The sequence below is a fragment of the Ruminococcus sp. genome (assembly GCF_016287535.1).
Classification (GTDB): Bacteria; Bacillota; Clostridia; order Oscillospirales; family Ruminococcaceae; genus Ruminococcus.
In genome coordinates this window covers 120,990-139,898 of record NZ_JAEFAJ010000003.1, presented here as the reverse complement: position 1 = coordinate 139,898, position 18,909 = coordinate 120,990, and the positions used below count along the sequence as shown (strand labels likewise).

Here is an 18,909-nt window from a genome sequence, read left to right as displayed (position 1 = left end):
TACTTTTGAATGTGCAGTACAATGCGCTGTACTGTTTCTTTGTAAGCACTTGCATTGCTTCCTGCAAAATCAGATCGTTGAAAATATCATCGAATCCGTTAGTGAGTTTCGTTTCAGTGCGAAAGACAAAGGACGGGGGATCATTCAACCGACGTTTTCTTTTCTCCGCGCTTTCCCACTCATCATATTCTTCAAGACTAAGCTCTGCTTTGTGATCGGAGTACCGCCTGTCCGAATTGAGCTGCTCTCTTTCAAAGCTCTTCCATTCCTCGGACTGATAAAACTGTTTTGCCTGTTCGTATGCTTCCTGACCGTATAACTCCTTATAACTCTGGAGCGGCGTGTCCAATTCAAGAACACTCATGTTATCATGTTTGTGATAATTTTTCACTCTCATAATATACATCCTTCCATTAAATAAGGTTTTTGATTGCATATGAGAATGAATGTTCTTGTTCAGATAACTCTATTTTAGCATACTATATTTCGTGTGTCAATACAAAATCGAAAATTTGTTCTTAATTTTTGCATAACGCCGCATATTTATTGAAATGACTTGATTTTTTGATTACATAATGCTATAATCATGCTATAGTCTTAATAAACAAATAAAGCAAATGAGTAAAAATATGCGTAAAATAATTTCATCAATCATTGCTGGTACAACTCTTATAAGTTTATCGTTAAACAATTTATCAACGATTCCAAAAGTAAATGCGGTATCATACAGAAATACATATAAAATATATGGCGACCTTAATAGCGATAAAAGAATTGATATTTATGATGTTGTATCAATGCGTAAGGAAGTTGTTAAAGGAACTTATAATAAGTCTTTAGACTTTAACTGTGATAATGCTGTTGATTCAGCAGACTTAACACTTTTGAATGACTACGTCTTGGGAAAAAATTCTTTTTTTGATGCTTATCTATGTGATGATGCCGACGAAGATTCTGTCTGTGATATGCTTGAAATTGCATTTTTACAGTCTGATCCTGATTCAGAAGATACCGACGGTGATACGCTTACAGATTTTGAGGAAATAGTATATTCAAATACTTCTCCGACCAACAAGAACACCAGAGGATTAGCGGCAACAGATGCAGGTGATGATCCTGATGAAGACGGTTTAACTAACAAGGAAGAAATATCAGCTAAAACCAATCCTTTGTCTGACGATTCAGATATGGATGGAATCAGCGATTATGATGAATTGAAAAAATATAACACTGATCCTAATAATGAAGACACCGACAACGACGGTATAATTGATGGAGATGAAATTAAACTCGGACTAAGACCCGACTCTGACAAATCCGACGGGACAACATCTGATTATCAGAGAACTTTTGAAAATAAAATATCAGCTTCAAATGAACTGTTTTCGTATGTTAATACAGAAGATGCACCTTATGAAGTTTCGGTTGATATAAAAGCTGCCGGAAATATAGAAAAAGCTTTATCTATTCGAATCGGATCATTTTCAAATACTTCCGAAGATGACCATTTTATAGGCAAATCAATAATGTTTTCATATGATGAAAAACTGACTGTTGACACGGCCAAGATTTATTTCAAGCCCAAATCTATTGACGGCAGCATTGAAAATTATATGATCTTTGAATTCTTTCCGGAAACCAATTACCTTCTGCCTGTAGAAACAAAATACACATCCGATTCTGTATATGTTGAAACAAATGAATTGGGTACATTTACGCTTGTTAAGATCAAAGATTCTTCCCAATCATCAAATTCAATTAAAATGGCACCTTATAATGTTCTTGCTGATGAGAAATCTGAAATATCAGTAGGAAAGAATGATGTAGTTTATAATTATAAACTTGGATCACTTGAAGTTGCTTTCTTTGTTGATATCTCCGGAACTCTGACAGATAACCTCGAAGAAACCAAAAAAAGCATTCATGACTGTTGTCAAGCAATATTTGAACATTCAGATGATTCATATATTGAAATATACGGTTATTATTCTTCTCCTAATTTGTCAAACAACAAAATATATATATGCTGATTTAAATGATGATTCTCTCTTGAATAATATTAATTCAGTTGATGAAGCTCTTGAAGCATTGAAACCCTATACAACCAATACACAAAACACGTTAAACAGCGCTATTTTTACAGTTGATGCTATAAAAGGCGATTTGTTTTCAAAGGACAGCTCTAAAAAATATGCTTTTATAATGTCTAATTCAGATTATTGCTTTACAAATAGTAATGAATACAAATTAACAATACCTATCGATGTTCGTGATGCTTTTGAGGAAATATACGATTCTGATATTCATCTCAATTTCCTACTATCAAGAGAAATATTCAATAATAAAGCTGCTATAAGTAATTTAAAAGACGCTTGTAGACCATATAATTTCGGCGTATATTCTAATTTGGAAAATGGATATTTTGGCAACTCGGGATATGCAAGGTTATATTCTGATGCTATTACGGATATTTATAAAGAATCTATTTGTTATATTTCAACTTTAACACCACAAACAATTCCGACAGAAGTTAACAGAAATGCATTTTCAAATAGTTTGCCATCTTCTTATGATAAGTCTAAAATCCCTGCTGCTGATGCAAATGGAAATATAAACTTTAAGGATGCGGCTGTGAAAATAGGTGCGGCGTATTATGATGAAAATGGCAATCTTGTATTTCCATCTATGCTGAATGTTTGCAGTTACAGCGAACTTACAAAAAATGGTTATGAGCAGTATATGAAAAAACGCAGTACTTCTGAACGTCTTATAGCTAGATCTATACAGATCACGCCGTTTAGTGACAAGATATTGTATGAAGATAATGATGGTGATGGAATTCCAAATAAATGGGATGCAAGTCCAAATGATCCTATTGATAACCATTTTAAGGTTGTCAGTGACTATTCTTCAATAAATTACAGAGATTTACTCTCATATGGTTATGAAGATAAATTAGAGGAGTCAAAAAATACATTTGCGACAGAAATTCCAAAAGAAAAACCTTTTGATGACTATTGGATGGCTTTCCTTATGGCATGGGGAGGGCAAACAGTTTTGGGCGAATATTTTCTTCATCTCGATGATTACAAGGGACAAGGATTAAGGACAATTTTCCATCCATTAGGTCATTTACCAACTGGATCAGCTGCTCTTCGTCACTATATCGAGGGTCATGGCGAAGATTTTTGCTTTGGTAATTTCCCTTATGCAATAGCTTTAGTTAATTGTCAAAGAATAAATTTTTATAATAATATGAATCAATTCTTTGATATGGTGGAGCAAACTGTTAAAGAAGGACGTACATATAGTTTTTCAACTGTCAAAGATTTAGATAGACCAGAAGATGTTGGCACAGTAAAAAGTTGGAAGATAAATTACCACGGTTGCTCAAGTACTCATGAGAGTATAGCTGACGATTGGTGGTCTGCAATTGGCGGAGGCCAAAACGCTTTAGCAAGTGAAGTGAAATGTAAAAAAACTGATGGTTCTTTTGTGTATACTGCTAAAATTAGGTATTATGTTCTAGATGTTTATGATTGGGAAAATAAAGGTGAAGAAAATTTTGCAAACCTTCATAAGTATGGATATGCAGAAAATTTTCTAAGCTATGGCTGCTATGAAACTACTATTGAATGGCAGAAAGGGAGCAGATACCCTTATGTTAAGGGCGACACGCCTAACTACATACAAACAACATTTTCTGGAATTAATGATGCCAATTTTACCATGAATTTGTTAAACGGAAACTATTATTACTTTGGAGAATATTAATGAAACATTACACACTCTTAAATAAAATCAGAACAATTCTTAAAGTTTTGATTTTTGTTCAACTGATCATTATTTTAATATATGGGGTATTGAATTGCTTTTTTGTTATTCGAATTATTTCAATAGCATACCTGTTTATGATACTGATAATCTCTATTAGTGTTTATAGACTCCTTAAACATTATATTGATAATGATACGCCATCATTCAATGCAAGATCTATTTTTACGCTTATATTAATACCTGTTTTAATTTTGCTTATAACATTGTCTTCAATATATATCAATAATTACATTCATCACGATGAAAAATACTATTCGATCAATTCTTCTGAAAATATTGGCGGGATGGATCTGTATGTGCGGGAAATAACCACTCTTGGTCGTACATCAGGTTGTTTAGTTGTTAGAGTCAATGATTATATTTACAGACCACTGCCCCAAATGAATTATTACGTTGAGGCTCCCTATAGCCCCATTGAATCAAGTGATTACAGTATAGAATATAATGATGAAAACAGACAATTGATTTTTTACTATAAATCAAATGAAAATGATACATCATATCAAAAGATCAATTGTATTCTTGACTGAAGTAATGGAGAAACCATTAATGAAACAGCCCTTTGGTAAACATATCCCTTTAAAAATAACATTGCTTATCCTTGGAAGCATCGTAATTGTTTTGTTAGTAATAATAACAATAGTGAATAATAAATCGTTATCTCCTGAGTTTTATGAAAAAGATTCTTTTAATTCCGAAGAAATAACTTCAATTTCAAATTATATCTACGTTGATCCTAATAAAGTTTCTATTGATAAAGGAACATTTTCTCATGCAAAAGATTCAGTATTCATTTTTTATCTTTCAAATATTCAGATTAATGATATTAACTCATATTTTGAAAAAATGTATGAATCTAAAAACGACATTATTTATCAAGCCAAAAAAAACCAAAATATAAAATGTATTTTGAATGATAATACTAATACAGCAACAATTCGAGTTGAAGAGTACAATTCGGATTTATATTCCATTTTTAAAAAAAGTAATAAAAAGTAAATAATTAAAGCCGATACATAATGTATCGGCTTTATTCCTATTCAGTTTGGTTTGGTTTTTTTCCGCTAACGAAAGCGCCCTTTATCCGCCCTTTTAGTTGAGAGCTGAGAATTGAGAGTTGAGAGTGTAGGGGCTGCCTTTGGCAGTCCGTGTCTGCCGCAATAAACAACATGAAAGCGCTGTAGGGTCGTATAATATCTGCCATTTTTCTGTTAATGACAGCAGGATAATTTCAAGAGTGTACAAAGAAAGCATTCTTTCTTTCTTACACTGTTACTTTGAGTATAATATCATAAATAAATACAGAGAGTAAGGAAGAAAGAGTGAAACAATGTCAGGGAAAAACAAACCTCAGCGGAGCAGCTGAGGTTTTTGTCATATATGGCGTGTAATAATTCCGAATTAACGATATTTGTACACGGTTGCTTCTTCAAATCCCTGCGCTCCCGTCATACGCTCAGGAAACCTTTTAAGGCGGCTTACCTGTATTTGTATACTGTTGCAGCCTCGAAACCGTCCAACAGGGTAGTCATTTTTCCGAATGCCATGCCAGTGCCCTTGGCAACACAGTTTATGGAATCCTTGGCGATATTGCAGTTTATGCCGAGGGTACGCTTGATAAGCTGAGTAAGTCCGCCGAGGAGCGCCCCGCCGCCTGTGAGCAGGAGACCGTTGTCGTAGATATCTCCCACCAGTTCGGGAGGAGCTTCTTCAAGTACCTTGCGGATAGCTTCCATTATTGCGAAGGTATCGTCCTCAATAGCCTCAAACAGCTCTGTTTCACTGAGAAGCACCTGTGCGGGAAGTCCCTTCAGGAGACTTCTTCCCTTGACGATATATGTCACCTCGTCACTGGGGTCGTAGAGGTTGCACAGCTCTATCTTTACCTTTTCGGCAGTCCTCTCACCGATAAGGAGCTTGTACTTGTTCTGCATATACTTTATTATGGAGCGGTCTATGGCATTTCCTGCCACCTTGACTGTATGTGACCTTACAACGCCGTTCATGGAAACTATGGCAACGTCAGTTGTACCGCCGCCGATATCAACTATCATGTGTCCCTTTGCCTTGGTTATGTTTACGCCCGCGCCTATCATGGCTGCGATAGGCTCCTGTATGAGATAGACCTGCCTCGAACCTGCGCTCTTTGCGGCCTCTACCACTGCGCGGCTCTCTATATCCGTGATAAAGGAGGGGATACATATTACTATACGGGGCTTGACGAGCTGTCTGCCCGTGACCTTGAGTATGAACTCCCGTATCATGCTGTGTGTAAGGTCGTCGTCGGAGATAACGCCCTCGCTTATAGGACGTCTTACAGCGATATAATCGGGATTCCTGCCTATCATCTCATAGGCTTCCTTTCCGACTGCAAGAACTCTTTCTGTTCGTGTATTGTATGCTATGACGGAGGGCTCGCTCAGTACAACGCCCTTGCCGCCCATAGTCATGACGATATTGGAGGTACCGAGGTCGATTCCGATATCAGTGTTTGCCATTTCTATCTTCCTTTCTCACTGCCCGAAGGGAGAGCTGCTCTTTGCAGGTCCTGCGAGCATATAGCGCAGACAGGTGTAACGTCTTGTGCGCTTGTTGTTGTCTACCATTTTATGTATATTTTCCTCGCTCCCGATGATTATGAGGAGCTTTTTTGCTCTTGTAACGGCTGTGTACAGCAGGTTCCTGTAGCACAGCTTGTCGAATCCGCCCATTATGGGGAGTATGACCGCTTCAAACTCGCAGCCCTGACTTTTGTGTACCGTCACAGCGTAGGCAAGGTCTACCTGAGACAGCAGGTCAAAGGTATATGTAGCCTTTCTGCCGTCGAAGTCTATGACTGCAAGTGACGTCCTGTTGTCGATGCTGATTATGCGTCCGATATCTCCGTTGAAGATGCCCGCACCCTGTTCTCCTTCCTTCGACCACGTTATGTCGTAGTTGTTGCGGGTCTGCATGACCTTGTCTCCCTCGCGGTAGGTGTATACGTAGCCCTTTTTCTCCTGCTTGTTTTTTGCGGGAGGATTGAGCTCCGCCTGTAAGAGCTTGTTCAGCTCCACAGTGCCTGTGACTCCCTTTCTTGACGGGGTAAGTATCTGTATATCCTCTGTAGGGGAGTAGTTATAGGCTTTCGGGAGCCTTGACCTTGCAAGGTCAACTATTAGCTTCAGCGCCTGCTGATAATCGTCGCGCCTGAAGAAGAAAAAGTCGCTGTCCTTTCTGGTAAGGTCGGGATATTCTCCCGCAACTATCTTATGGGCGTTGGTTACTATGCAGCTCTGCTGAGCCTGACGGAATATCTCCTTCAGCTCGGTGACGGGAACTATACCGCTGTCAATTATATCTCCCAGGAGATTCCCTGCGCCGACAGACGGGAGCTGGTCGCTGTCGCCCACCATTATGAGCCGGCAGCCGAGCCGTACTGCGCGGAGGAGCTTCTCGAAGAGTATGACGTCCACCATTGACATCTCGTCTATGATAAGTACGTCGCAGTCGAGGGGATTGTTCTCGTTATGGGCGAAGGTGAGCTTGTCTCCGGAATCATATACCACTTCAAGGAGACGGTGTATAGTCTTTGCCTCGCAGCCTGCAAGGTCGGACATACGCTTGGCGGCTCGTCCTGTAGGAGCCGCAAGCAGCACCTTCATGCCCCGTTTCTCGAATATGGATATCATGGCGTTGAGAGTGGTGGTCTTACCTGTACCGGGACCTCCCGTCAGCACCATGAGTCCACGTGATACAGCGGTGGTTATAGCCTGACGCTGTAATTTTTCGTATTTTATGTTATGCTCCTCCTCTTCGATGTCTATGAGGGTATCATAGTTGAAGTCCTCAGGGGAGGAGAAATCCTTCAGTATATGTATCCTGTCCGCAATGAAGCTCTCCGCGTAGAAATAATCCGGGAGATAGACGAACTCGATATCGTTCTTTATGAACTCGAAAAGCTCATCATCTTCAAGAGCCGCATTGTATGCGCTGTAGAAGTCGCTTTCCGATACTCCGAGGGTGTCCTGGGTTTTCTTGGCGAGAACCTCAAGTGGCAGGCAGGTGTGACCTATGCCGCCGTTTGCCCGGAGTATGTACTGTACTCCTGCGATTATCCGCTTGCTGTCGTTGCGGGCTATGTGCATATCATGGGCAATAGTGTCAGCCTTTGAAAAGTCCAGCTCTATGTAGTCTCCGCAGAGAAGATAGGGATTGAGCCTTAACAGTGCCATTGCGTCTGAGCCGAACTTCCTGTAGGTGTTCATGGCAAAGCGTGACTTTATCTCGTACTGGGACAGAAAGGACATAAGGTTTCGCAGACAGAAGAGCTTCTGAGCCTCTGCGGCTATATCGTCGCATTTCTTCGGGGATATTCCCTTTATCTCCGCCAGCCTGAACGGCGCGTTCTCCATTATGTCAAGAGTGCGGTCTCCGAATACATCAACTATCTTTTTGGCAAGTCCTGGACCTATTCCCTTTACAGCTCCGGAGGCGAGGTATTTTTCGATATTGACAACGGTCTCAGGGAGCTTCCTCTCGCAGTATACCGCGCTGAACTGAGTGCCGAAGCGTGGGTGTGTGATGTAGCTGCCTTCAAGGATAAGACCCTCGCCCTCCTCGATGTCGCCCAGCTCTCCCACAACGGTGATGAGCTCACCGCCGGCGTCAAGGTCAAGAACGATATATCCGTTGTTTTCGTTTTTATAAAGGACATTTTCTACCGTGCCCTCAATGTGAAGGACCTCATGCTCCACCGTTTTCACCTCTGCACACAAACATTCATCTTAAATTATATCATGTTTTCAGTCAGAATGCAAATGTTTTTTCACAGCTCCTTCAATATCTCCGGGAAGCACTATTTCTGCGGCATGATACCTCTGACAGAACTCCCTGCACTGACCGAGCTGTTTATCGTCAGCACCGATGTCCATGAGAAGGATATTTCCGATAAGTGTATTTCCGTCCTCTATAAGAGAGCCTATGCAGTCGAGCCGCTGCGGAAGCTCCTCGTCCCTGCTGCTGACGGGTACTACAATGTACATAGGATAGCTCCTGCATTTCATTTTTGAGCAGAGAAAAAGGCAGAACAATTCAGCTGCGATGAGAAGTACGACTGCAGATACGGATATTAACCCGGCAGTTCCCATATAACCACTCCTTTCGCATTATTATATGCGGACAGTGAGCGGAGCGTTACGGAAAAGGCTCAGTCAGCCTTTTTTATCATTATGCATTCAGCGTGTTTTACAAATCCGAGCTTTTCGGCTATACGTGCAGAACCGAGATTGGAGCGCTGACAGGTCCATGTGGGACGGCGGTCGGGTAGTATCTCCCTTATCATTGCGGCAGCTGCTGCAAGAGCGAGTCCGCGGTGACGAAAGGCTTCTGCTGTTTCGATACCTATATCCGCTTCTTTGCTGCTGACAGCTGAGGAGAAAGCCCATGAAGCGGCTTCATTTCCATGCATTATGCAGAAGCCTGTACCTTTTTTACTGAACTGTTCGTAGCTGTCCCAGTAGAGCGAGGGCGGTACGCATCCTGTGAGCCTGCTGAAAAGCTCCTCATCTATGCTGCGCAGTGAGTATCCGTCAGGGATATTTATTTCAGGCGCTTTATCATGCGGATAGCTGTATACATCACGGGGAAAAAACTCGACACCGCCGAATCCTGACATTTTTTCGCATATCATGCTGTCGGTGCATAGGAATTTCAGCTTTTCAGTGAGTATCAGTTCGTGTATTTCATGAAGCCCTGCTTCGTCAGGTGTTCCAGAGAGAAATGTGAAGTTGTTCTTGTGGCGGAACAGTATGCAGTTTTCGGATCTGTATATGCTTCCACTCTGATAATTAAGAACTACAGAAAGGGGGAATACCCTGCAAAAAACAATATCCTCCGCATATCTGACAAAGCTGTTGTAATCATTATTATCTATCTTTTTCATAGTTTTACCTCTGTGTAATAAAAAGCTCCCCGAGGGGAGCCTGTATTTATATTATCCTGTTTACATATGGGACAAGCTTTAAAAGCCTGGTTATCACGTAAGAAACAACAAGTGTGATTATACATATACCTATTACCGTTATCGTACCGCCGTGTTCGAGCGGATTGAACTTCATTACAGCAAATATGTACTTCAGAACAGCCATATGTATCAGGTAGATGCCGAAGGAACAGTTATCGAGCTCTGCGGCAACAGTATCGAGTACGGGGAAAGGCTTGTTCCTTGTCTTGCGGATATAACCAAAGGCGCCGATTGAAGCTGCTATGTACACCGGGAACGAATATACCCCAAGAAGAGATATCAGCTTTCCGCTGGTTTCGGGAGCGCTTTTTGAAACCGAATAGCCGTAAACGGTAAGCATAGCGGTTATTCCCGTGCATATCAGGAACATTATCCCGCAGGCGTTTTTCGGCAGCTTGATTATACCGGTGTGAAGGACATGACCTAAGAAAAGGTACAGCGGATATATGCTGAAGACGCATATATAGAAGGGCAGCTTTTTTCCGGACAATGTCTCAATAAATGGTATCAGTGACAGGAATACAGTATATACCAGCATAAGATACCTGAGCTGTCCGGGTGAAGAATGTTCGCTTATCAGCTTATACAGCGGCAGCAGCATATATATACCTATCAGCAGGTAAATGTACCACATATGTATCCAGCCTGTTCCGAGGAAGATATCGCTGAAGATATCCTTTACTATCCCGCCTGCAGGGGTATGATTGATGAGTATACCGTCAAAAAGTGAGAAGAGAACTGAAAAAGCGATAAGCGCTGTGACCATACGGAACACATATTTGCCGAAAAGCTTTTTCATTGTAAGTACACGTTTGTTATCAAGAAGAAGTGCTCCGGAAGCCATGACGAAACATGGTACAGCCCACATCATCGCGTTTCTTACGGACATCATGCCTCCCTGAACAGCCGGGTCTGACGAGAGACTCTTTGCTGCAAGGAAAGTGTGAAGTACCGTGACTGCGATACACGCAAGGGCTTTCAGACGGCTTAGGTAAAGTATCTTGTTCTTCATGATATCAGTTGAACAGGAAATTGTCTCCGCAGCCTGTGGCAGCCTCTGTAGGAGCTTCCGTAGGAGCAGGTGCCTCTGTAGGAGGTTCTGTGTAAACGGGAGCCTGTGTCGTAGCAGGCTCTACGTAAGTAGGTGCAGGTTCGGTATATACCGGTTCGTCGTAAGAAGGCTCGGTATATACAGTCTCTTCCGCGGTAGTGCTTTCTGTCGCGGCTTCCGTTGTTGTCTCTGCAGCAACAGTGGAGGCTATCATTTTCTCGGCTTCCTTTGTAGAGACCTTCTTGCCTGTGAACTTTGAGGTGTATTCAATGTAAGCGGTATCTCCGTCAAGGAAGATCTCGGTTGTATCAGCGTCCTTGAAAGGGAACTGATGAAGCTCGGCGGACTTTTTGTCGCTGAAGGTGATCTTTATGGTATACTCTTCATTTGCAAGAGCGCCGTTGTTTCCGAGAGCATGGTCTGCCGTGCTTGTCGGAGCATAGTAAAGGAGACGTGATTCGTTTACAGCGAAGCTGTCATCCTGCTTGAGCATATTTGAGGGGTATTTTTCATCAGCGCCTGATTTTACTGTGAAGCTGTCTATATCTTTTTGTGTCTTGTTTGCGAGAACGACGTCAAATACGTTCTCAGCGTCAGTTTTTTCGCCGATGAGCTTGAGACTGCCTTCAGCTTTTTCTGTTACAGCTGCAGTTGCCGCAGGGGTAACGTCAGCTGAAGGGGTTACATTTCCGCAGCCTGCAAGAGTGAGAACTGCAAGAAATGTGAGAGTTGCCATTGCTTTTTTCATATTTTATCCTCCTTGATCAGTCCATAGTTATATCCTTTACGTATTTCCACGTACCGGACTGACCATATGTTATCATATAACCATTTCTTTTGGTTTCGTTGGTAAAATCAGGATCACAGACGTAAACAGTGCCGTTTACGTTTACCTCTGCCCATGAATGAGGTCCGTATCCGCCCTTGAGGAGAGGTACCTTTCCTGAAATAAGGTGTGCGTCGTAGCCGAGAAGTCTTGCCATTTCGCAGAACATAGCCGCCATTACATAGCAGTTGCCCTTTCCGTTTTTGAAGCCGAAGTCGGCATAGAATTCAAGGGAGTGATCTGTATCCTGCGGCATATCGTCTGTCTGACCGTAATATGTTATACCGGCAGCAGCGTTGAAAGCTGCCTGAAGATCCCAGCCGACATTATCAAGACAGGCTTTTGCCAGCGGATAGTCATATTTATCTGCGGGGGACACGGTAATGGTGACGTTCCACTTGGTACCTTCCGCGTAGTAGTCCTTCCTGTCTATAACAGCTTCAAGTATTATCGCCGGAGCGAATCCTACCGGAGCGCTTGCCTTGAATTCGCTTGCGGTTATCTCGATCTTTCCGCCGGTGTATTTAACGGAGTCAAACTTGATATCCGGCAGGAATTCATATGTGGGAGCAGGCTCTGACACCTTCTGCATATAATCCATGTTCGCGTATCCGGATACTCCGTCATACGTTACGTGAGCCCACTGACCGTCTCCGTAGGTGACAGGTATCACTGCGTTGGGCGGGATCCTGCCTATAGACTCTGAGCTTGCCGAGTGCTCTTTTCTGATATTGAGGTAGGAGGTTACGTTTTTGGTCGTATATGTACCGGCATAACTGCTGCTGCAGCCGCAGGTGTCGGTGGTGACTACTTTTTTCTTCTGGTAATTTGCAGGGTTAAGGTAGACAGGCTGCATAAGGAGCACGGATTTTTCAAAGAAAGCGTCGTTATATGTCTCAAGCTGGCTGTTTATAACGCTGTCCTCAAAATAAGGCGAAAGAGCTGCTTTCAGTTCCGCTGTTGAGGTGACAGCACAACCGCTGTCGGAGATATCGATTTTTTTGAGAGTATCCTTATAGCCTGAAGTTATTCTTTTTGTTACCGCTGTGAATTTCAGTGACCTTTCGGCGGAAAGAATGGTCTTGCGCAGCTGTACGACGTCATGGACGTCTGTTTTTCCGTCACCGTTGAGGTCAGCGGCTTCTGACTGAGCCTTTGTAAGTTCTTTGCTGCCGAGAACGTAATCCTGCAGAAGTGCAAGGTCATCGGCAGTTGCGGCGCCGTCACCGTCTATATCACCTGTAACGGCAGCATTGACCGATACCGGAAAAATACTGCCGGCAGATATTGCAGCAGAAAGAATTATGCTCAGGAGCTTCTGATATTTCATAAAAAGACTTCCTTTCATTTTTTATCGTTACATAATAATATACGAATCAATAAAGGAAAATGTGACAAAAAAATTATAAAAAATTGTTCTTTGTGCCGCAGGCACCGTCATGTGGCGGTATTCTGCGGAAATCAAAGCTTTGCTGAGTATTCAGAAGCCGTTTTTGGCTTCCTGTTCTGTGAATGTAAGAGCATTGTCGCCAACGGCAGTATAAGTGCCGTCAATATTTTCAAAGACGGAGGAATCACCCTGATATGACGCGGTATAACTTCCGTCTGGCAGGGGATAGAAGCTGCCGCTCAGGAAAAAGATGTATTTTCTGCCCTGTATCTGTGATCCGCGGCATTCTCCCGGAATGAGAACGGAATATTCCTCAGTGCCGGATCTGTATCTCAGGTTGTTATAAGCAATATATTCCTCGGCAGGAAGATACCCTCCGCGGAAAAATACGGTTATCCTGTCATTTTCTTCAAGGCTGCCCTTCAGAACTTTTTCTATGGTGATGTTTTCGGCAGTGTAAGCATCTCCGTCTATAGAAGTATACACTATTTCATCAAGATTTGCAAGTACTACGGCGCAGGAATTTTTATACATCATCCGGATCAGCAGATTTCCGCTGCTGATCGAAGGCTGCTGGACCGGACCGGTGAAACCTCCTGCGTCGGGCGAGAAGTCAGCTGGAAAGTCAGAAAACAACAGCTCTTCCTCACCTATGACTTTTTCACGGGGCTGTATTATATTATCCGGAGAAACAGTCATATCACGTCCTGACGGTGAGCCGGCTGATTTTTCGGAAGCCTTTGAATCAGAAGCTTCAGAAACAACGGGTGCTGCGGCAGTGGTTTCTGTCGCGGCAGCGGTTGAGCTTATCACGGATGTTGTTTCGGTTGCCGGGACAGTTGAAGAAATGTCGTCATTTTTATCACGCACCGGAGTGGTCTTTACTGATTCCGCAGCAGTGACCGAAGACGAAGTTGTTTTTTCAGTCGGAGCAGTGGCAGTAGTCCTTGCGGCAGTCGTTGATGCGGCAAAGGATTTGCTGCTTGTTACAGTTTCTTCCTTTGACGAAGCAGTTACGTCGTCCGCGGATGCTGTTCCCTCGGCAATAACGGGAGATATTTCATTCGTACTGATATTATGTGTGTTTTTCGGTATCATAAGAACGGTACCGATTACTGCTGCCAGCATTGCGGCTGTTGCGGCAAATTTAGCTGCAGCAGGAAATATATTTATTCTGTTCTTTCCGTTATCGAGTCTTCTGAACTCCTCGGCGAACTCTTCTTTTCTGTCCGGCTCCTCGAAGCCGAATGCTTCGGCAAGAGCTTTTTTTTCTGTGCCTGTCATATAAGCTCCTCCTTCCCCAGATACTCGTGCAGCGCTCCGAGAATACGTTTTATCCTGCGGTTAAGCGCAAAACGTGATATGTTATGAAGCTTTGCGATAACATTCACGGGTACTTCATTTACATATCGCAGAAGTATTATCTCTCTATCATCCTCTGAAAGTTTGTCGAGAGCCTGTCTCAGCTCATAGCCTGAAATGATGTCTTCTTCGACGTTTTCATCGGATACCTCTGCGGCGGAAAGCTCTGCTGTCTTTTTTCTTCGGAACTCATCAGTGCAGAGATTGCCGGCAATTGTGTAAAGAAGCTGCAGGGTCTTATCAACGCTGTTGTAGTGCGGGTGTTCGAGGTAACGGAGAAAGGTTTCCTGAGTAATGTCCTCGGCAGTTTCCTTGTGCCGCACACGAAGAAAGCAGTAGCGATAGATTTTGTCATACTGCTCATCTATATCAATCGACACAGGACCGCCTCCCTCCGAAGTCTTATAAATTACATTATAACACATTATTATTAATAAAGCAACAGTTAAGCGGTGATATAGCAATATTTATCATTTTTTCAGCTAAAATGCTGAAAAACAGGAAAACCGTATCATTAAGATACGGTACCTGAAAAAATTTTCCCCTTACAACAGGAAAAGCATTTGTGCCGTCAATGTACAGACAACGGCTTTACAAATTAAATATAACAAACGATGCTTAAAAAAGTCTTAAAATCAGCTTAATGAATTCAGCACTCCAATAAATAAGGGGACATAAGTTTCGGTATCATATATGCAGTAAACGAAGGGGCGGTCAAAAACTACCGTTTTATCAGGCTTCATCGGCATTGCCTTATCCTGCATTGCAACGAGTGTCGCAGCGGCAGCCTTGGTGCCGTTTTCGTCGAGGTCGATAAAGGTCTTATGGATAACGTAGCCTATACTCAGTGGGTTTAAATGCGCGATAGCCGACATATTTGAAAAGTCCGCATCATCACTGAAGGCTGTTGGCATACCCATATCCGCGAGCTCTTCGCTGAGCTCGTTTTCGTATTCGTAGCTGAACTTGGGCAGCACCGCGGTTGCCTGTGAATAATTCTCTCCGAACCTGCTTGAAAGGAGTTCTCTGAGCTTTTCAGCGGTAAGGCTTTCGATGTAGCTGTGCATAGAAGTGTCTTTATCGGGGAGAAGAGCCGCAAATGCGTATCTCAGACCGCTGTAGTCCTTTATTATTCCCTCGGTGTTGCCGTCGCTTACATAGTCCTCGGTACTGCTGAGCATTTCTGCTTTCTGTACAGTGCCGTCTGCCGCTGTGAATTTACCGTCCGATATCATGTATTTCTCATAAGGCTCAGCCCATTCAGCCTGAAATGTCACTGCATTCACAAGGTACATGACGTCGTTCGGGTCTATCACGCTGAGTATAGTGGGTATCATCTCATTTGTCTTGCAGTTTACCCAGTTGTTCACGTCGGCGAGAGTAGTATCGTCAAAGGGAGCTGTATAGCACTCTGAATCGTAATAGTCAACACAGTTCTGTATGAATCCGGGGAGCACCTGTATGCGGTCCCTGTTGTCCCTTGTCCATATAGAGTTTGCGGTATTGACAGACCACTTCGGGTCCTCGCTTTCGTTAACGGTCATTTCGCGCTGACCGCGGAAATAACGGTTGAGGCTGTCGATAGGCATACCGCCGCCGAGAACTTTTTCCATTTCCTCAAGGGTACTGCCGGCTGCACCGTTGGCGGTCATGCCGAGAGCCTGTGCTATGGAATAAGGAGAGATAAGATCGTTGCCTCCCTTGTTTTCACTATAGGTATTCTGCAGAAGTCCCACCGTGAAGCCGAGCTGACTGTCGATGAATTCCTTGTAATTCTGGTAGCCCTCCTTCATGATTATGCCTGATGTACCCGGCGATCTTTCAATGCCTGCGCAGAGATTCTGTGCCTGCGGTGCATAGCTTGGCTCTGGAGCATTCTTTATGCATTGAACGAGCAGCTTTCTCATAGCTACAAGGTCGAATACGTCGTATTTTCCGTCTTTATTTACATCTGCTCCCGGTCCAGGTTCACCATAGGCTGGGAACAGATCACGGTCGCCTTTCAGCCAGCGCTGGAACAATACTATATCAGCAAGATTGAAAACATAGTCCACATTAACGTCGCCTGCAACGATATTGTCAGAATTGATAGCCGGAGTGCCTGTTGCGTTTAAGGCTTCTGTTGCAGCGGGCAGTGCTATACACAATGCAGCGACGGCTGCTGTTAATCTTTTGAATTTCATAAGTATACCTCCTTAAAATCTGCATTTTTAAAAGGTCAGATACCTTTTCTGATACTATAACGTATTGGAAAGCAGAAATGTGCGGCTGATATTGTAAATATTCTGTGAAGAATACGAATTATTTCGTAAAAAGATTGGAATTTGCCTCGGAAATTGCCTGTATACAGGGCGTTTAACGAATTTGAAAAAAGGTGTTGACAAACAGGATAAGAGGTGTTATACTGTATATAGATGAATAAGTACGGATAAGTACGGTATATGCAGTTGAGAAAGAGGCGCTTCATGAAGATAATTATAAAAAACAGATCAGACGTTCCTATATATGAGCAGATAGAGGAACAGATAAAGGCTCAGATCCTCGAAGGGAAGACCGAGGAAAACGAACAGCTGCCTTCCATAAGGCAGCTTGCACGGGACCTGAAAATAAGTGCGATCACTACAACAAGAGTTTATAACGACCTTGCCGATGAGGGGTTCATCGTTTCCGTTACGGGCAAAGGCTTTTTCGTTGCGCCGCGCAATAACGAGCTCCTGCGGGAGCGTATGCTCTGCGAAATGGAGGAGGCTATGGAAAAGGTCGTGTCAAACGGCAGGAATGCCGGACTTTCCGACAAAGAGATAGTTGAAGCTCTGAAAAGATTTATGGAGGAATGATTATGGAGAATATTCTTGAGATCAAAGGACTTAACAAGACTTACGAGGGCTTTGCGCTCAGAGATGTGAGCTTTTCACTGCCGAGGGGATATATCATGGGATTTGTCGGCGAGAACGGCTCCGGAAAGACCACGACTATCCGCTCCATACTTGATATGGCAAAGTTCGACAGCGGTAAGATAAGCGTTTTCGGACTTGACAGCGTCAAGGATACTATTGCCATAAAGGAAAAGCTGGGCGTAGTCTTCGACAGCCTTTATATCGCCGATAACCTCAATGTAAAGCAGATAGAACAGCAGTTCAAGCCCTTTTACAAGGAATGGAACAGCGACGAGTATGCCGCAAGGATAAAGAAGTTCGGGCTTCCCACCGATAAATCCGTGGGCGATTTCTCAAAGGGCATGAAGATGAAGCTGATGATCGCTGTTGCGCTTTCTCACAACGCCGAGTTCATGATACTTGACGAGCCTACCAGCGGTCTCGATCCGGTTGCACGTGACGAGCTTCTTGATATACTTGCCGAGTACATAGAGGACGAAAAAAGAAGCGTTCTTTTCTCCACTCATATCACCTCCGATGTGGAGCGTATCGCTGACTATGTGACTATACTCCACAACGGAAAGGTATGGTTCACGGGTACAAAGGACGACCTTACCGAGAACTATGTAGTGGTCAAGGGAGCAGAGGAGGATATACCCTCCGGCGTTAAGGAAAAGCTCATAGGCTTTCACGCATACCGCAACGGCTTCGATGCGATGATGAAAACAGAGGATACAAGTATGCTCTCCGACGAGCTTGAGACTGAAAAGGCAAGTATCGACGAGATACTTGTCTATATTGCAAAGGAGGATCGCCGTGAAAGAGATAATGAAGCTGATAAGGTTTGATTTTATTACCTCGGTCAATTCTGCGCTGCCTTTTTTCGGCGGAATGCTTATTATATGCCTTATACTGACTGCTTTCGGTATATTCAATCCCATATTCGGTGGATTGCTTACAGTATTATGTGCAGTGTTCTTCAGTCCTGCACAGGCGGCTGCAAATAATCCGGATTTCCGAAGAGTACGCGGTATACTTCCTGTGAGCAGAGCTTCCTTTGTAAGAGCTGAGTTTGCAGAGACTATCGTTTCTGTCATTGCCAGCGAGCTTATTACACTTATCTTCATGGGGATAAGCAAAATATCAAAGCTTTATGAGATATTTCCGCTAAAGTTTGAAGTATTTTGCAAGGGATTACATGATCTTGACGGTATTGAAGTGGCAGAAGGCAGTGTTTTTAAATTTGTTCCTCTCGTTATAATCATATGTTCATTGCTGATAGTACAGGTCACATTCATTAATATGAGGTCGGATATCGAAAGGCATGAACATGATATAAGAAACGTACTGCTTATTTTTTCTGTCGTGATAATCGCATTTATTGTCAGCGTCGAGCTTATTGTCAATGGGGTGATACCGCCGTATGATAAGTGGCTGTTTCCTTCGACGGAAGGCGGTACATGGTTATGGGGAATAGTTCTCAATACGGCAGCTGTGGCTATAGGCATATTGTTCTGCCGTATCACTGAGAAAAAGACGGCTGACTACGAAATATAGGAGTGG

18 protein-coding genes are annotated in these 18,909 nt (G+C 43.1%); 7 read left to right on the top strand and 11 right to left on the bottom strand.

Annotated features, from left to right (window positions below; translation table 11 throughout):
- The coding region (locus QZZ36_RS03065; RefSeq protein ID WP_295076542.1) for a hypothetical protein at positions 1-397 on the bottom strand (397 nt) is incomplete at its 3' end.
- 232 nt (positions 398-629) lie between these two features.
- Between QZZ36_RS03065 and QZZ36_RS03060 the strand changes: the two genes are divergently transcribed.
- The 4 genes from QZZ36_RS03060 to QZZ36_RS03045 are packed head-to-tail and all read left to right on the top strand — an operon-like array spanning position 630 to position 4,836.
- The gene (locus QZZ36_RS03060) at positions 630-2,030 is read left to right on the top strand and encodes a dockerin type I domain-containing protein (RefSeq protein WP_295076539.1); all 1,401 of its coding nucleotides are present in this window, start codon (positions 630-632) and stop codon (positions 2,028-2,030) included.
- Between the two features lie 19 nt (positions 2,031-2,049).
- Positions 2,050-3,774, top strand: coding sequence for a hypothetical protein (locus tag QZZ36_RS03055; RefSeq protein WP_295076536.1), 1,725 nt, complete (start codon positions 2,050-2,052; stop codon positions 3,772-3,774).
- The gene (locus tag QZZ36_RS03050) at positions 3,774-4,367 is read left to right on the top strand and encodes a hypothetical protein (protein WP_295076533.1); all 594 of its coding nucleotides are present in this window, start codon (positions 3,774-3,776) and stop codon (positions 4,365-4,367) included. The genes QZZ36_RS03055 and QZZ36_RS03050 overlap by 1 nt, the downstream gene beginning before the upstream one ends.
- Positions 4,368-4,386: 19 nt before the next feature.
- The gene (locus tag QZZ36_RS03045; protein WP_295076530.1) at positions 4,387-4,836 is read left to right on the top strand and encodes a hypothetical protein; all 450 of its coding nucleotides are present in this window, start codon (positions 4,387-4,389) and stop codon (positions 4,834-4,836) included.
- A gap of 479 nt (positions 4,837-5,315) precedes the next feature.
- Here QZZ36_RS03045 and QZZ36_RS03040 read toward each other — a convergent pair whose 3' ends face one another.
- From QZZ36_RS03040 to QZZ36_RS02995, 10 genes are all read right to left on the bottom strand, one after another.
- Positions 5,316-6,335 carry a rod shape-determining protein gene (locus QZZ36_RS03040; RefSeq protein WP_295076526.1) on the bottom strand — a complete coding sequence of 340 codons (1,020 nt, stop codon included), beginning with the start codon at positions 6,333-6,335 and terminating at the stop codon, positions 5,316-5,318.
- A 15-nt stretch (positions 6,336-6,350) separates the two neighbouring features.
- Positions 6,351-8,573, bottom strand: coding sequence for an ATP-dependent RecD-like DNA helicase (locus QZZ36_RS03035; protein WP_295076520.1), 2,223 nt, complete (start codon positions 8,571-8,573; stop codon positions 6,351-6,353).
- A 48-nt stretch (positions 8,574-8,621) separates the two neighbouring features.
- Positions 8,622-8,966 (bottom strand): hypothetical protein, encoded by a 345-nt coding sequence (locus QZZ36_RS03030; RefSeq protein WP_295076517.1) that lies wholly within the window; start codon positions 8,964-8,966, stop codon positions 8,622-8,624.
- 59 nt (positions 8,967-9,025) lie between these two features.
- Complete coding sequence (locus QZZ36_RS03025) at positions 9,026-9,760, bottom strand: GNAT family N-acetyltransferase (RefSeq protein WP_295076514.1); 735 nt, start codon at positions 9,758-9,760, stop codon at positions 9,026-9,028.
- A gap of 46 nt (positions 9,761-9,806) precedes the next feature.
- Entirely contained in the window at positions 9,807-10,853 is a 1,047-nt protein-coding gene (locus tag QZZ36_RS03020; protein WP_295076511.1) for an acyltransferase, read from the bottom strand.
- Positions 10,854-10,857: 4 nt separating this feature from the next.
- Positions 10,858-11,640 carry a hypothetical protein gene (locus QZZ36_RS03015; RefSeq protein WP_295076508.1) on the bottom strand — a complete coding sequence of 261 codons (783 nt, stop codon included), beginning with the start codon at positions 11,638-11,640 and terminating at the stop codon, positions 10,858-10,860.
- Between the two features lie 16 nt (positions 11,641-11,656).
- A complete protein-coding gene (locus QZZ36_RS03010; protein WP_295076505.1) occupies positions 11,657-13,048 on the bottom strand; it encodes a dockerin type I domain-containing protein in 1,392 nt (463 codons plus the stop codon).
- A gap of 150 nt (positions 13,049-13,198) precedes the next feature.
- Positions 13,199-14,392, bottom strand: coding sequence for a hypothetical protein (locus QZZ36_RS03005; RefSeq protein ID WP_295076502.1), 1,194 nt, complete (start codon positions 14,390-14,392; stop codon positions 13,199-13,201).
- Positions 14,389-14,850 carry a sigma-70 family RNA polymerase sigma factor gene (locus QZZ36_RS03000; RefSeq protein ID WP_295076499.1) on the bottom strand — a complete coding sequence of 154 codons (462 nt, stop codon included), beginning with the start codon at positions 14,848-14,850 and terminating at the stop codon, positions 14,389-14,391. Before QZZ36_RS03000 ends, QZZ36_RS03005 begins: the two co-directional genes overlap by 4 nt.
- A 255-nt stretch (positions 14,851-15,105) precedes the next feature.
- Positions 15,106-16,653 (bottom strand): serpin family protein, encoded by a 1,548-nt coding sequence (locus QZZ36_RS02995; protein ID WP_295076496.1) that lies wholly within the window; start codon positions 16,651-16,653, stop codon positions 15,106-15,108.
- Between the two features lie 282 nt (positions 16,654-16,935).
- On the opposite strand from QZZ36_RS02995, the gene QZZ36_RS02990 reads away from it, so the two are divergent.
- From QZZ36_RS02990 to QZZ36_RS02980, 3 genes are read left to right on the top strand one after another with little or no spacing between them, the layout of a single operon-like run.
- Positions 16,936-17,307: a GntR family transcriptional regulator gene (locus QZZ36_RS02990; protein ID WP_295076493.1), complete on the top strand. Its 372-nt coding sequence runs from the start codon at positions 16,936-16,938 to the stop codon at positions 17,305-17,307.
- A 2-nt stretch (positions 17,308-17,309) separates the two neighbouring features.
- Positions 17,310-18,194, top strand: a complete 885-nt coding sequence (locus QZZ36_RS02985) for an ABC transporter ATP-binding protein (RefSeq protein WP_295076486.1) — start codon at positions 17,310-17,312, stop codon at positions 18,192-18,194.
- Entirely contained in the window at positions 18,163-18,903 is a 741-nt protein-coding gene (locus tag QZZ36_RS02980; protein WP_295076483.1) for a hypothetical protein, read from the top strand. The genes QZZ36_RS02985 and QZZ36_RS02980 overlap by 32 nt, the downstream gene beginning before the upstream one ends.
- The last annotated feature ends 6 nt before the right edge of the window (positions 18,904-18,909 follow it).

What these genes read in the sequence shown, in the direction of transcription:
- QZZ36_RS03060 (WP_295076539.1), top strand. Translation starts at nt 630, where the DNA reads ATGCGTAAAATAATTTCATCAATCATTGCTGGTACAACTCTTATAAGT.
- QZZ36_RS03050 (WP_295076533.1), top strand. Translation starts at nt 3,774, where the DNA reads ATGAAACATTACACACTCTTAAATAAAATCAGAACAATTCTTAAAGTT.
- QZZ36_RS03045 (WP_295076530.1), top strand. Translation starts at nt 4,387, where the DNA reads ATGAAACAGCCCTTTGGTAAACATATCCCTTTAAAAATAACATTGCTT.
- QZZ36_RS03040 (WP_295076526.1), bottom strand. Translation starts at nt 6,335, where the DNA reads ATGGCAAACACTGATATCGGAATCGACCTCGGTACCTCCAATATCGTC.
- QZZ36_RS03030 (WP_295076517.1), bottom strand. Translation starts at nt 8,966, where the DNA reads ATGGGAACTGCCGGGTTAATATCCGTATCTGCAGTCGTACTTCTCATC.
- QZZ36_RS03025 (WP_295076514.1), bottom strand. Translation starts at nt 9,760, where the DNA reads ATGAAAAAGATAGATAATAATGATTACAACAGCTTTGTCAGATATGCG.
- QZZ36_RS03020 (WP_295076511.1), bottom strand. Translation starts at nt 10,853, where the DNA reads ATGAAGAACAAGATACTTTACCTAAGCCGTCTGAAAGCCCTTGCGTGT.
- QZZ36_RS03015 (WP_295076508.1), bottom strand. Translation starts at nt 11,640, where the DNA reads ATGAAAAAAGCAATGGCAACTCTCACATTTCTTGCAGTTCTCACTCTT.
- QZZ36_RS03010 (WP_295076505.1), bottom strand. Translation starts at nt 13,048, where the DNA reads ATGAAATATCAGAAGCTCCTGAGCATAATTCTTTCTGCTGCAATATCT.
- QZZ36_RS03005 (WP_295076502.1), bottom strand. Translation starts at nt 14,392, where the DNA reads ATGACAGGCACAGAAAAAAAAGCTCTTGCCGAAGCATTCGGCTTCGAG.
- QZZ36_RS02995 (WP_295076496.1), bottom strand. Translation starts at nt 16,653, where the DNA reads ATGAAATTCAAAAGATTAACAGCAGCCGTCGCTGCATTGTGTATAGCA.
- QZZ36_RS02990 (WP_295076493.1), top strand. Translation starts at nt 16,936, where the DNA reads ATGAAGATAATTATAAAAAACAGATCAGACGTTCCTATATATGAGCAG.
- QZZ36_RS02985 (WP_295076486.1), top strand. Translation starts at nt 17,310, where the DNA reads ATGGAGAATATTCTTGAGATCAAAGGACTTAACAAGACTTACGAGGGC.